The sequence below is a fragment of the Pedobacter sp. UC225_65 genome (assembly GCF_042698365.1).
GTDB lineage: Bacteria > Bacteroidota > Bacteroidia > Sphingobacteriales > Sphingobacteriaceae > Pedobacter.
This window is the reverse complement of the sequence record NZ_CP170550.1, coordinates 1,291,806-1,305,670: the sequence shown is the minus strand read 5'-3', so window position 1 is coordinate 1,305,670 and position 13,865 is coordinate 1,291,806. Positions and strand designations below refer to the sequence as shown.

The window sequence follows — 13,865 nt, the reverse complement described above, 5'->3', positions numbered from 1 at the left end:
AAATGATGAAAAGATTTTTAATAGCTTGCCTGCTAACGCTTGGCGTAATGGCAAAAGCTCAAACTGGTTATCAGGTTGGAGATGTAGCTTCTGATTTCAACTTGAAAAATGTAGATGGTAAAAATGTTTCTTTAGCTTCTTATGCCAATGCCAAAGGATACATTGTGGTATTTACCTGTAACACTTGTCCTGTGGCAAAAGCTTATCAAGATAGAGTTGAGGCACTGAACAAAGCCTATGCTGCCAAAGGCTATCCTGTTATTGCCATCAATACCAATGATCCAGTTGCTTCTCCTGGCGATAGTTATGCCAAAATGCAGGAACGTGCCAAAGAGAAAAACTTTAGTTATGCCTATCTGGAAGATCCAAACCATGTATACACTAAAAAATTTGGTGCCAATAAAACCCCACATGTTTTTGTACTGCAAAAAACAGCCAAAGGAAACGAGGTAGCTTACATTGGTGCGATAGATAACGACCAAGAGGAAGTGAATGCTTCAAGAACAATGTATGTTCAGAATGCAATCAACGCTTTGTTAGAGGGCAAAAAACCAACCATTACCAGTACAAAAGCCATTGGTTGTAGCATCAAATGGAAAAAAGAGGCGGCCAGTAAATAAAACTGATTAAAATGGCTCATCCATGGTTCGTGTCAACATGAACCATGGATTAAATTTATATAAAACTAAATCCCTACTTTTGTAAAAATTGATTAGGGATTTTTTATGTCTAAACCAAAACAAGATTACTCTTTCTGGACCAAGTACAAACGTTTTGCAACTACCGAAATCCTGATGTACCTGATCATGGTAATCGGAATTACACTTGGGATTATTTTTTTAAGTTAATGATCAATTTCTGATGGTCTGCTGAATTGATATCGGCCATAAATTTACTATAAACTGCGTAGCTCTCTGCCGGAAATGTACCTTCATTCAATACAATCTTTCGGGTGTAATTTAACTTTTTCCCTTCTAGTTTTGCTGTGGCCGTATAAGTGCCATATTCGCAGCTCACTACCTTTTCATAAGGTTCTATGCTACCCATAAAATTATCGGGGAGTAGGTAACTGATTTGGTCAATGTCTGTATAGCCACGGTTGATGTAGACTGGCATTACTCTATTCTTCACCTCTGGTACGGTTCGCTGGATGTTAAATGGATTAAGTGGTAAAAATAGTTTGTCGTTGTTCGCTACGCCATAATTTCTGATGTTGATGGTCAAGGTTTCACTGAGTTCAGGCTCTATATCTTTTTTCTGGCGATAAGCTATCTTGTCAAAGTTGATGTTATCTATGGCATAAACCGCTTTCAGTAATTTTTCTTGCTCTGATAAGGGTTTGCCAACAATATGTTCATGGTTATCATATTGTGCGCCAGAAAATATGGTTTTTATTGTTCCCGTAATATTTCCTTCAGTGCTCAATGTCAGCTCGGCCTCACGTACCTGTAGGTTATGTGCTGTGGTTAATTTGGGTGTCTTTAAAAGTTTACCACCCTCAGGCGTACAAGCCAATACATAACGGTCGTCGGTAAAATCGCCCAAAAAGCCGAAAGGTATTTTTTGACTGGTACACTCTAACCAAGTGGTGTCGCCTTTAAGTGGCAAACATAAAATAATGTGATTGCCTTGGTCCATGCTGGCATAAGTAGGGTCTAAACTTTTTTTCTCACTACCTGCCTGTACTACACAGTAATAAGATTCTATACCTACAACACTCAATAAACTCTGCATGTAGTTGACCAATGCTTTACAGTCGCCATAGCCCAAACGGTCAACATCTGCTGCTGTAAATGGCTGAAAGCCACCAATGCCTATCTGTACGCTGATGTACCTTGTTTTGGTCTGTAGGTATTCGTATATTTTTTTGGCTTTTTCTTTATCAGTGGGTATATCTTTTACCAGTGTTTTAATGGTCTCGACCGTGCTGATGGGTAAAACATCCCGTCCTTTTAACAGGTTATCATAGTACCATTTACCCAGCTCTTGCCAATTGGTGTACGTACCTTTGTAGTTATAATACGTAAATTGTTCAGGGGCTATTTTTATGCTGGGTTGGTAGCTTTCTTTATCAGGACTATAAGGCTCACTTTTTTGGCTGGTCAGATTATTTACGCTCCATGTCAATGATTTTTGTTTTTCATTGATCTGTTCTTCTGCCTTGTTGGCGATCTGCTGCACCTTTATCCTCAATTGGTCCGTAGGTTTGCAAATAAAGGTATATCTGCTTTTTTCTACAGAAATATCATTCGCTGGTTTGGGTCTCCAATCTGGAATGATCAGGTTTTGTTTGTACCGCATCGTATAGTTATAGACCACGGTGTACGGATAAACGTTGATGTTGGGTAGGTAATGTTTTACCCTATTATCTTCAAATAAAGAGAAGTCGTTTACAGCACTCTCATCTTTAAAAGCACTCTCATTAAACTTGCCAATCAGTTTACCAATCTCGTTGTAGATTTCTCCATTTACACTTTTGATGTTCGTATTCTTATCGTAGAAAAGCACCAATCTGGCATTGTCCTCCCCATTTTTGTTGAGGATGGTGATGGCCTGTTTAACCGTGTACACCACATTGTTAGGTGTCAACATGTTTACTGAAGTTTCTTCGTTTCTGATCACCGCATTGGCCCTATTGCGCAGCGCAGAAGGTATAAGGTCAACATCGTAATTGTCTTGCGCAATACAAGGTGTCAAAGAAAAAAGGGCGAGGATAAGGGCAGCTGCTAGTTTCATCTATTTTACCTTTTTCAATAAAAGATCTTTCTTTTGGTTTTGGATAATGCGACTGTAAAACTCTTTTAACGATAGGTAATCTTCAGCAGGATAGATGGCATTGCTAAATTGGAAGTTACTGGCTAACAGAGAGTTTGTCTTCTAAAAGAGCGGTCTGCAATAAATATCTTCCACCATTTTGAGGCAAGGCAATGGACATGTCTTTAGGTTTCTCCAACAGTTCATATTTTTCTGGTAAAACGATGCTGATGTTGATGCGTTCGTCAGCAGCGGCACCCAGATCTACCGGATATGTCCTTTCATTGAGGTTGAATGGGTTTTTGGCAATCCTATTGATAAAAAATGGATTGAAATAGTATCTGTTCTGTCACCTTACCATCAAATACGGAAAATTCTACATCGTATTTTTCGGTCAGCGTATTTTCTACACCGTCTATATTTAAGATCTCGTGTTTTACAATGCTCAATTTGGGCATCTGTTCATCCAATTTTTCTACAAACTCATCAACAGAATTGTATTTTTTAATCTCTTTTCTTCTATTTAATGCAGCGTAACCAAGGGTGTAAGTAGTAATGGTACCCTTTATCTTTCCATCGGCAGTTAAGGTGCCAAACAGGATATAATTGGTTACGTTTTTTTGTTCTGCTCTTAGGTCTATCCAATAAGATGGTTTTTTAAGATTGATGACCCTTCCTTGGTCGTTGATACAACGTAGGGGTAACAATCCAAATGGCAATAAGGGTTCAGTGGCATCCAATAGGTAACTTTTGTCGCCAATGTTAACCTTTGCTACAATATAATTAAAATCAGACATTACCGGATAAAGCTTATTTACTGTTCCATTGTCGCGGGTGGATAAGATTACGGCTTCTGCATCTAGGTTAGCAGCAGACAAAGCTGCAATTAAACTCAGGTTGATGTCCGCAACATTTCCAGAGCGCATCTCTACCACATTTTTAATGTTCTCTTCACTATATTTACCATAGTAATTGTTCCATTTGATCTGTTTTTTAAGGTAGTTGTAAATGGCCTTGGCCTTGCTCAGGTCGTCGGTAGTGTTTTTGAGTACCGTTGGTAATATATCTTTGAAAACATCTTTACGTTTCATCTGCGAACCCAGGTTTTTTGCAGTTGTAAGCTCGTAATCTACATCTTTCCAGGTTTTGGTAATGTTCTGTTTGCCGCCATTGAGGTATTGTACATCAGAAAGTTCGAAATAGATGGCCGATTTGAAATTACTGGCCGCAGTCATATAATCTTCTTCTATAAAAGCCGGAATGTCTTTCATCATGTAGGTGATCTTAGAACAATCTATCACACCTCCGCCAATGCGCAAACATTCTTTAACGAGTTCAGTTTTTTGGTCGCTTAATTTATAGACACCACGAAGCGAAACATTGTAATTGTATATCGCAGGGATATTGACCTGGTATTCGCTATAGACTTTTGGAATGTCACTTTGGAAATCCCATTGTTTGAAATTAAATAAGTTGGGAGATTGTAGATGATAGATGTATTCGATAATGGAGCCTTCTTTGATATTGGGCAGTGTAAATTTGGTAAGTGAGGTATATTTAGAACGATCTTCTGTAAAGACCGATTTTTTATCCAATACCGTTTCCGTAACAACACCATGGTCGAAGTTAAAAGTAGATGCCTTTATCACTTTAATGCTTTCTATATTTTTGTCGTCTTTATAGCTGGGGATTACAATATTTGAGTGCCTAAAACCGTCTTTATTAAAGATCTTGATCCTCACATGATATTCGAAATGAAGTTCAGGTTGACCAGTGCTTTCATTGATTTCGATTGTTGATTTCCCGAACTCTTTAAGTACCATGGCGTTGGCATTGCTATCTAAAGTGTTTTTGTTAAATTGACGGTCATTTTCAGTAAGGTTTCCAAAATTGAAGTCTTGCGCAAAGGCAGAAAAGGAAATAATGAAGAGTGCAATAATTAAAGATAAAATTGTTTTCATGGTTAGAATTGTGGTAAATTGTAATTTAAAATTCGGAAATTAATTGATAACTAAATTTTAAATTAATAGTATTGTTTTACAAAACTAACCAAACCTTTTTAGCATTTTTGGAAAAATATAATTAATGGTATAAGTTTTGAGACTTATGCAGAAATATCGGACTATATATAAATGAAATTAAATTTAAAACGCCCACTGGCATTTTTTGATCTTGAAGCAACTGGAATTAACGTAGGAGTAGATAGGATAGTTGAGATTGCAATTTTAAAGGCAATGCCAGATGGATCAGAGCTAGTACAAACTAAACGTATCAATCCCGAAATTCCAATTCCGTTAGCTTCTTCTTTAATTCATGGTATATATGATGAGGATATTAAAAATGAGCCTACATTTGGCCAAGTGGCTAAAGAAATAGCTGATTTTATTGGTGATGCTGATCTTGCAGGATATAATTCCAACAAATTTGATATCCCGATGCTATTGGAAGAATTTCTAAGAGCTGGCGTAGATTTGGACATGCAGGGCAGACGCTTTGTAGATGTACAGAACATTTTCCACCAGATGGAGCAACGTACGCTAAAAGCGGCCTACAAATTCTATTGTAATGAAGATATCATTAATGCACACTCTGCAGAAGCCGATATCAGAGCAACCTATCAAGTTTTGTTGGCCCAATTGGACCGTTACAAAGACAAAGACTTTGAAGATAAACAAGGTAATATCTCGCAACCTGTACAAAACGATGTTGAGGCCTTGCACAACTTTACCAACATGAGTAAACCTGTAGATTTTGCAGGAAGAATGGTATACAATGAAAACGGCGAAGAAGTGATCAACTTTGGTAAACATAAAGGAAAGTTAGTTGAGCAGGTATTTGATATCGAACCAAGTTATTATGCTTGGATGAAACAAGGTGATTTTCCTTTGTACACCAAAAAGAAATTGGACGAGATCTGGAACCGTTGGAGCAAAAAGAAAGACGAGCAACGCATTGCCAAGCAACAAAACCAGCAGGTAAAACCTAATCCTTCGGTAAATAGCAATAAACCTAAGCCAGTACAACAAAAACAAAAACCAGCTGCAGTAGTAACCACAGATATGTTGGAACAACTGAAGATGAAATTTGGAAAATAAGCGCTAAAACCTAGTTCCTGACTATGAAATCTATCAAATTATTGTGTTTAATGCTTTTGATAGCGATAAGCACAAATGCACAGTTGCCTGTAGAGCAGGTCTTCAAAAATGCTTATCAAAAAGGAACAAGGGATGTTAGTGGTAAACCAGGTAAGAACTATTGGCAAAATACGGCCAATTATAAACTGAAGATCAATTTTGATCCTAGCTCTAGGCTAATTAAAGGTACGGTAGATGTTCAATATTTTAACAACAGCACTGATACCTTAAAAGAGCTTTGGTTTAAGTTGTATCCAAACTTGTACAAAAAAGGCGTTGCTGTAAAATCTAAGATCAACGAAAGAGACTTGGGAGATGGGGTGAGCATCACTTCGGTTTTATTGAACAATACCCAAAAAGATGTAGCGAGCTTGGTAATTGAGGGTACCAATATGCATACCCAGATCAGTGCGTTGGCACCTGGAAAAAGTCTTACCCTGAAAATTGAATACAATTACATCTTAAACAAAGGTTCACATGTCCGCACCGGTCAGGTTGATGATGGCGCACATTTTATAGCCTATTTCTTTCCCCGCATTGCAGTTTACGACGATATAGATGGCTGGAATAAAATCCCTTACAGTGGTTCTGAAGAATTTTATAATGATTTCTGCAATTTTGATACTGAAATTACCGTACCTAAAGATTATGCAGTTTGGGCAACTGGCGATTTGTTGAATGGTGCCGAGGTATTTGCGCCAAGTGTATTTAAAAAATATGAATTGGCCCAACAGTCTGATCAGGTGATTGATGTGATAGATAGTGCCGCGTTGACACAACAAAAAGTAACCGCCCAAAATGCCTTCAATACCTTTAAATTTGAGGCTAAAAATGTGGTTGATTTTGCTTTTGCGACCAGTAACCATTACCTATGGAAATCGACCAGTTTGGTGGTGGATCCAAAAACGAAAAGAAGGACAAGGGTAGATGCGGTTTTCAACCCTAAACATAAAGATTATTATGAAGTGATCGGTTTTGCTCGCAAAACCGTTCACGCGATGAGTTATGAATTTCCGAAATGGCCATTTCCTTACAGTCATGAAACCATTTTTGATGGTTTAGACCAGATGGAATATCCAATGATGGTGAATGATAACCCAGTAGATAATCGGGTAGATGCCATTACATTGACCGACCACGAAATATTCCATACCATGTTCCCATTTTATATGGGATCAACGAGACCAAATATGGTTGGATGGATGAAGGATGGGCAACCATAGGCGAGTGGCTGATCTCTCCAATGATCGACAATACGATTGTAGATGAATACGGCATTGCCCCAACTGGAAATTCGTCGGGTGAAAAGGACGATACCCCAATCGTAACCTTAACCACAGCCTTAAAAGGGATTGGTAGTTTTACAAATTCTTATCCAAAACCAGGTTTAGGTTATCTTTTTATTAAGGATTATCTAGGTGATGAACTATTTACCAAAGCTTTGCATAACTATATCAAATTATGGAATGGCAAACATCCAATGCCATACGATTTCTTCTACAGCATGAATGCGGGGGCAGGTAAAAACTTGGATTGGTTCTGGAAACGTTGGTTTTTTGAAGATGGGGTAACTGATATGGCCATTAAATCGGTAAACAAAGTTAATGAGGGTTTTGCCATTACCATCGAAAACAAGAGCAACAAACCACTACCAATTGACCTGACCATTAGCTATGATGATGGTTCTATTGGAAAAGTACACCATACCATTGGCGTTTGGGAAAGTGGCAACAAGGCTTTTGTATCTACGGTTAAAACCAACAAAAAAATAACCAAGGTCGTAATGGGCAGCAGCCATGTGCCTGATAAAAACAGAAATGACAATACCTTTGTGGTAAACTAAATAAAAAGCCCTATCTGTATCTAGATAGGGCTTTTTCATGCAACATTTTTTAACAAGCTGCGTCTTACCATAAATGGCATTTTTGGAAGCTTTTGAGCCAAAAATGAATTAGGATCTAAATATCAAATTGTACAATTATATAAGAATATCAAGTGATGAAACAGCTGCTCCTTAAATTATCTGGTTTAACCTTTATTGGTTTATTGTTGCTTACAAATTCGCTGATGGCACAAACAAAATATCAGCAAGCTATTGACAGTGCCATGCATTTTTACGATACCAAACAATATGCTAAAGCAGGAACCTATTTTGCTAAGGCAGCCAAAATCAATGGCGATAGAGATACACAAACCAATCGTTACAATGCTGCTTGCTCTTGGGCTTTGGCCAATCAACCCGACCTCGCTTTTAAAGAGTTAAACAATATACTGTTGGATAAAGGGATGATCAAAGGTTGGAATGATCCAACGGATTTTCACAACATGTTGCTTAAAGATACTGATTTTGCAAACCTGAAGAAAGACAAAAGATGGGCGAAGGTGGTAGAAGCCTCTGCCAAGCGAAAAACACTTTTCGAAACGAATCTTGATCAAAAACTTGCTGCCGAATTGGCCGTGGTAAGAAAAGAAGACCAAGGCTTAAGGTTGCGATTAGATACGATAAGAAGGGACAAAGGTGTCAATTCTGATGAAGAAAAAGCATTGTGGAAGAAAATCAACCATAGCGATTCGATCAATCTGGCCAAAATCGTGACTTTGCTAGATCAAAAAGGTTGGTTAGCTCCAGAACAAGTAGGTTTTTTAGGTAGTCAAACTATCTTTTTGGTGATACAACATGCGGGGCTTTCAGTTCAACAAAAATATTTGCCAATGATGAGAGCGGCAGTGAAAAAAGGCAGCGCATTACCTAATGATTTGGCACTTTTAGAAGACCGTGTGGCCATGAGAGAAGGAAAGAACCAAATCTACGGCAGTCAGATCACGACTGATAAAGAGACGAAAAAATATTACCTATATCCAGTTATTGACCCAGACCATTTGGATGATAGAAGGGCAACTGTTGGTTTAGAGCCAATTGCTAATTATCTAAAACATTTCGACTTAAATTGGACTCTGGAAGCTTACAAGAAAGAGTTACCAGCCCTTGAAGCAAAAACTAAAAAGAAATAACCATGGTATCAATAAGTTTCAAAAACTGGATAATAGGCTTTTTCGATCACGCCCTCATCACTTAAGAGTTGGTTCAGGTAGGGGTCGGCTAATATCTTTTTGATGGTAGTCTTTTTGCCATTTATCCATACTTTGTTTTGGATCAATCGGATGCCGTGGCTATAATCGGCCCATGTATTTGTATGTTTATTATAAACTGGTTGGATTGCTTCGCCATTAAGCTGATGCCAGCCATAAATCACCACTCTTGGTGTAGTTTCGCCATAGATTTTGTTGCTGATGATCACATCTTTTTGATGTCCAGCAGTTAGCTCGCTCTTGTTGTGCGCTATGGCATAAGAATTTAATTGCAACCTGACCAATTCATTGTGTGCTAAAAATACTGGAACGGTTGTCATGGCCTTGGTAGGAGGGATAGGTTGTGGTGCGAGTTTAATGGTTGCATTTTTATAGATTCTAATTCTACCATCTTTTTTGTGGGCAGGCTACATTTTAAAAGATCCGCAACGCGTTGGGCCAAGATAGGGGTCATTGGGATATATAAATAATCCTCATTGCTACCAATGGCAAGATAGTCTGGCAATACATGATACTTTAGTATGGTGGGCTGAGGAGAAGTAGCTGACAGTGTATCACTGATTTCTTTTAATGTCCTCAAAAAATCGGGCACATTTCCACTTTTGATCTCCTTAAAGATCAATAACTCTCGCTGTTGCAGGGTTAAACTGCTATCGGCAATTGATTGGCCAAATTCATTGCCTGTTAAAGCATTACTCTTACGCGCTTTTAATTTCAGATGTTGGGCATTGACATGATTAGCGCAGAGTAAAAAAAGAAAGAGTGCTAGGTATTTCATCCGATTTGATGCAAGAAGTCGATGTTTCTTTTTAGACCTGTAAACTTTGTACGTTTCACCGCCGAACCTTTAAATACCTGTTTAAACACTTCATCCGTCATGTCGATCAACTCATTCTTTTTCAGGTTTAACAATTCGTGTGCTGGTGCAAAAGCAGGTTCTTGGTGAGGTGTGGCAAAGCGGTTCCAAGGACAAACATCCTGACAGATATCGCAACCAAACATCCAGTTTTCCATTTTACCCTTAAACTCGGCTGGAATTTCATTTTTGAGTTCTATCGTTAAGTAAGAGATACATTTACTACCATCAACAACATAAGGCGCCACGATTGCATCGGTAGGACAGGCATCGATACAACGGGTACAGGAGCCACAATGGTCTGCTGCAAAAGGAGTATCATATTCCAACTCCAAATCGATGATCAATTCTGCCAAAAAAAAGAAAGAACCAGCATTTTTACTGATCAGGTTGGAGTTTTTGCCACGCCAGCCCAATCCAGATTTTTGCGCCCATACTTTGTCCATTACCGGTGCCGAATCTACAAAACACCTACCGCCAACTTCCCCGATGTTTTCGTTGATGAAAAACATCAATTCCTGCAGTTTTTCTTTGATTACCGTGTGGTAATCTGTACCATAGGCATATTTGGATATCTTAGGTGCATTGTCATCAACCTGTTTGTGCTCGGTAAAGTAGTTGAGCGTTAAAGATACCACAGATTTTGAACCTTCAACCAATAACCGAGGGTCAAGTCGTTTGTCAAAATGGTTTTCCATATAGGCCATTTGGCCATGGTTATTATTTTTGAGCCAGTTTGCTAAGCGGGGAGCTTCTTCTTCCAGAAAATCTGCCTTGGCGATACCACAAGCCATGAAACCGAGTCTTAAGGCCTCGTTTTTAATCATTTGACTATGTTTTGCAGGATTGTTGTACATCGCAGCGCAAAGATAAGCTTTTACGATAAAAACCTTTTAAGACAATTTTTGTTAGTTAATAAAGCGCAATAAAGGTTATTGCCTCGCTACTAAATTTAATTCTCAAGGTCATGGAAAATACAACATCAAAACATACAGAAGATCCGAATAAACCAGCACCACCAATTGAAACAAATTATGAAGCCCATAAAGAAAACCCAGGGCCGGCACCCACAGTAAATGAGCCTGATAATGCAGGTGCCGGACAAGCGATGAAGTGGATCATTCCAATTGTTATTGTGGTTTTATTGGTTGTTTGGTTTATTTTCTTCAGGAATAATACTTCGGCTTAATCCTATTTCAATAGGTCCTTGGTTTTTTGTTTCACCAATGCAAAATTGTCGGGATCGGCCAAAACAATCTTGTTCTCTTTGTCTAATAGGAACATAGCTGGGATGGCAGAAACATTATATTTAGCAGTGATTTCTTTAAAGTTGCCAGGAAGACTATTGAGGTTTGGCCAAGGCATTTTTTCTTCCTTTAAAGCTTTTTTCCAACTATTGATGTCGTGGTCTGCAGAGATGCTAACAATTGCGATACCTTTGTCTGCATAGGTTTTGTAGTATTCTTTCAGTTCTGGTATCTCTTCTCTGCAGGGGCCACACCAACTGGCCCAAAAAACGATCAATGTGCCATTTTTGCCCTTTACACTGTTCAGCGTAAACTTTTTATCGTTAACATCTGCATAGTTGAAATCGATAAAAGGTTTTGAAACCAATAACAATTTGCTTTGTGTAATGTAATTGGTCAATTTTTTACCTGTAGAGCTTTGCATCAGTTGTTTATCAAATATCCCTACAAATTCTTGCAGTTCTTCTGTTGTAAAATGAGCTGCACTCTGGTAAAGATTCAATAAAGCCAGCCATGTAGCAGGGTTTTCGGCAATTATTTTTTTAAAATTGCTTTTATAGGCTTTAATGATGTTGTTTTGCTTTTCTTTGGCTAGTGTTAATTGGGTAATATTGTTTACACTTTTTAACGAATCGATAAGCCTATTTATCTTTTGTGTAGGAGGACCTGCAAGCAATCCATATTTCATTTGAAAATCCGTTTCCTTAGAACCACTTATCCTAACTCCTTTTTGTTCCTTTAAATCACCTTTGATCGAGATGTTTGTATTTTCTAATATTAAATTTCCATATAACTGGTTTTTTCTTTCTGGAGATGGATTATTGTCTAAAAAAGAGATGGTTACTCTTTTTTTAGAAATTGTATCGATATAGAAAAGGCCAGTAGCCCAACCAGGAATCTCCAATACCGTATCTTTATTTAAGGTGAATTTATTGTTGATGACCTTGGCAGAATCTACAACTGGCCATACAGGTTGATTTTTTGCATCACGTTTCATCATCACTAGATAAACGGACTTTGCGGGCAAATTGGCAATATCTCCTTTAATAACATAGCCTTTTTTGGTTTCCTGACCTGAACAATTGAAGGAGGTCAAGCTGATAAGGACCAAGTAGATATAGTTTTTCATACCCTTAATTTTAACTAATTATGTAGTTAAACTTAAGGGTTAGTTTTTATAATTCCAAATTTGTGAATCAGAATTTTTAATTTTTTAGCAATTTAACTTCATATAGGTCTTTTCGCCTGTCTTTGAGTATCTTAACGGTTCCGAAATGATGCAGTTCGTCCAGTAAGTGTAAGTCTACGTCAACCACCAACATCATTTCTGTATTAGGTGTGGTTTCTGCTTTAACTGCATTGGTAGGGAAGGCAAAATCAGAAGGTGTAAAAACTGCCGATTGTGCAAACTGGATATCCATGTTGTTCACCTTTGGTAGGTTACCTACACAACCTGCTATGGCCACATAACATTCGTTTTCGATAGCCCTGGCCTGCGCACATCTTCTTACTCTGGTATATCCATTTTGAGTATCGGTTAAAAAAGGCACAAATAAGATCTGCATCCCTTGGTCGGCATAGATTCTGCTCAATTCTGGAAACTCCACATCATAACAGATCAAAATACCGATCTTCCCACAATCGGTATCAAAAACACCGATTTTATCGCCACCAACCATGCCATAGTATTTTTGCTCATTGGGTGTAATGTGTATCTTTCTATATTCTTCGGTTAAACCATTGCGGTGACATAGGTAAGTGGCGTTGTAAAGTTTACCATTATCGATGATCGGCATACTGCCCGAAATGATGTTTACATTATAGGCAACTGCATACTCTTGGATCTTGCCCACAATTTCTTCGGTGCTTTCCGCCAATTTTCTCATCGCTTCCATTTCTGGTAAATGATTGTAAGGCTGCAACAATGGGGTATTGAAAAACTCTGGAAACATCAGGAAATCAGATTTGTAACCACTCACCGCATCTACAAAAAACTTTACCTGCTCGTAAAAAGCCTCAATATCATTAAACAAACGCATCTGCCATTGTACCAAACCTAACCTAATGGTTTTGGCAGACCTAGCCGATACATTGTCTTGGTAATAGATGTTGTTCCATTCAATTAAGGTGGCAAACTCCTTGGATTCCAGATCGCCTGGTAAATAGTTTTTCAAGATCTTACGCACGTGAAAATCGTTAGACAATTGGAAGGTAAGGGTAGGGTCGTAGATCTCTTTGGCTTTAACCTTGTCTATGTATGTTCTGGGCGATAAGGTAGCTGCATATTCGTGGTAACCTGGGATTCTACCTCCAGCAATGATGCTCTCAAGACTTAAAAGCTCGCATAATTCTTTTCTGGCCTCATATAATCGTCTGGCCAAGCGCAGCCCGCGATAATCTGGGTGGACAAAAACTTCTATACCGTATAGTACATTTCCGCTTGCGGTATGGGTAGAAAAGGTATACTTTCCAGTAATCTCTTCGTAGGTATGGTTGTCTCCAAAGATGTCGTAATCAACAATGATGGATAAAGAACAGGCCACCACCTTGTCGTCTACAGCAATACATAGTTGTCCTTCTGGAAAAATATTGAGTAGGTTTTGGATATTTGCCTTGCTCCAAATGCCGTTTCCACTGGCATCATAAGCTTGCACCATCGATTCACGTAGGTCCTTGTAATCAGCTATCGTGAGTTTTCGTATTTCTATATTCATAAAAGTAAATTGTTGGGCAAAAGAATTTTAGGCCCATATCATTGAGCATAATTAGTTTGTTGTAGTAACA

14 protein-coding genes are annotated in these 13,865 nt (G+C 38.3%); 7 read left to right on the top strand and 7 right to left on the bottom strand.

Features of this window, described 5'->3' with window-relative positions; translation table 11 throughout:
• Nucleotides 1–5: 5 nt before the first annotated feature.
• Nucleotides 6–620 (top strand): thioredoxin family protein, encoded by a 615-nt coding sequence (locus ACFJIZ_RS06815; protein WP_379091732.1) that lies wholly within the window; start codon nt 6–8, stop codon nt 618–620.
• A 105-nt stretch (nt 621–725) separates the two neighbouring features.
• On the top strand, nt 726–848 hold the full coding sequence (locus tag ACFJIZ_RS06810; protein ID WP_379091731.1) for a hypothetical protein: 123 nt from the start codon (nt 726–728) through the stop codon (nt 846–848).
• Here ACFJIZ_RS06810 and ACFJIZ_RS06805 read toward each other — a convergent pair.
• On the bottom strand, nt 832–2,736 hold the full coding sequence (locus tag ACFJIZ_RS06805) for a DUF3857 domain-containing protein (protein ID WP_379091730.1): 1,905 nt from the start codon (nt 2,734–2,736) through the stop codon (nt 832–834). The genes ACFJIZ_RS06810 and ACFJIZ_RS06805 overlap by 17 nt on opposite strands.
• A 329-nt stretch (nt 2,737–3,065) precedes the next feature.
• Nucleotides 3,066–4,715: a DUF3857 and transglutaminase domain-containing protein gene (locus ACFJIZ_RS06800; RefSeq protein WP_379091729.1), complete on the bottom strand. Its 1,650-nt coding sequence runs from the start codon at nt 4,713–4,715 to the stop codon at nt 3,066–3,068.
• Between the two features lie 171 nt (nt 4,716–4,886).
• Between ACFJIZ_RS06800 and ACFJIZ_RS06795 the strand changes: the two genes are divergently transcribed.
• The 4 genes from ACFJIZ_RS06795 to ACFJIZ_RS06780 all read left to right on the top strand — a co-directional run bounded on the left by ACFJIZ_RS06795 (nt 4,887) and on the right by ACFJIZ_RS06780 (nt 8,900).
• Nucleotides 4,887–5,849, top strand: coding sequence for an exonuclease domain-containing protein (locus ACFJIZ_RS06795; protein WP_379091728.1), 963 nt, complete (start codon nt 4,887–4,889; stop codon nt 5,847–5,849).
• A gap of 23 nt (nt 5,850–5,872) precedes the next feature.
• On the top strand, nt 5,873–7,111 hold the full coding sequence (locus ACFJIZ_RS06790) for a hypothetical protein (RefSeq protein ID WP_379091727.1): 1,239 nt from the start codon (nt 5,873–5,875) through the stop codon (nt 7,109–7,111).
• The gene (locus tag ACFJIZ_RS06785) at nt 7,087–7,731 is read left to right on the top strand and encodes a hypothetical protein (protein WP_379091726.1); all 645 of its coding nucleotides are present in this window, start codon (nt 7,087–7,089) and stop codon (nt 7,729–7,731) included. The genes ACFJIZ_RS06790 and ACFJIZ_RS06785 overlap by 25 nt, the downstream gene beginning before the upstream one ends.
• Before the next feature lie 155 nt (nt 7,732–7,886).
• Nucleotides 7,887–8,900, top strand: coding sequence for a DUF6624 domain-containing protein (locus ACFJIZ_RS06780; protein WP_379091725.1), 1,014 nt, complete (start codon nt 7,887–7,889; stop codon nt 8,898–8,900).
• Between the two features lie 8 nt (nt 8,901–8,908).
• On the opposite strand, the gene ACFJIZ_RS06775 is transcribed toward ACFJIZ_RS06780, so the two are convergent.
• From ACFJIZ_RS06775 to queG, 3 genes are read right to left on the bottom strand one after another with little or no spacing between them, the layout of a single operon-like run.
• Complete coding sequence (locus tag ACFJIZ_RS06775) at nt 8,909–9,298, bottom strand: hypothetical protein (protein WP_379091724.1); 390 nt, start codon at nt 9,296–9,298, stop codon at nt 8,909–8,911.
• Complete coding sequence (locus ACFJIZ_RS06770) at nt 9,295–9,756, bottom strand: hypothetical protein (protein WP_379091723.1); 462 nt, start codon at nt 9,754–9,756, stop codon at nt 9,295–9,297. Before ACFJIZ_RS06770 ends, ACFJIZ_RS06775 begins: the two co-directional genes overlap by 4 nt.
• Complete coding sequence (queG, locus tag ACFJIZ_RS06765) at nt 9,753–10,691, bottom strand: tRNA epoxyqueuosine(34) reductase QueG (protein WP_379091722.1); 939 nt, start codon at nt 10,689–10,691, stop codon at nt 9,753–9,755. The genes ACFJIZ_RS06770 and queG overlap by 4 nt, the downstream gene beginning before the upstream one ends.
• Nucleotides 10,692–10,801: 110 nt before the next feature.
• On the opposite strand from queG, the gene ACFJIZ_RS06760 reads away from it, so the two are divergent.
• A complete protein-coding gene (locus ACFJIZ_RS06760) occupies nt 10,802–11,023 on the top strand; it encodes a hypothetical protein (RefSeq protein WP_379091721.1) in 222 nt (73 codons plus the stop codon).
• A 2-nt stretch (nt 11,024–11,025) separates the two neighbouring features.
• Here the strand turns inward: ACFJIZ_RS06760 and ACFJIZ_RS06755 are convergent, their stop codons facing one another.
• Both ACFJIZ_RS06755 and ACFJIZ_RS06750 read right to left on the bottom strand, forming a co-directional pair.
• Nucleotides 11,026–12,210 carry a redoxin domain-containing protein gene (locus ACFJIZ_RS06755; RefSeq protein WP_379091720.1) on the bottom strand — a complete coding sequence of 395 codons (1,185 nt, stop codon included), beginning with the start codon at nt 12,208–12,210 and terminating at the stop codon, nt 11,026–11,028.
• 76 nt (nt 12,211–12,286) lie between these two features.
• Nucleotides 12,287–13,795 carry a GNAT family N-acetyltransferase gene (locus ACFJIZ_RS06750; protein WP_379091719.1) on the bottom strand — a complete coding sequence of 503 codons (1,509 nt, stop codon included), beginning with the start codon at nt 13,793–13,795 and terminating at the stop codon, nt 12,287–12,289.
• Nucleotides 13,796–13,865 lie beyond the last annotated feature (70 nt).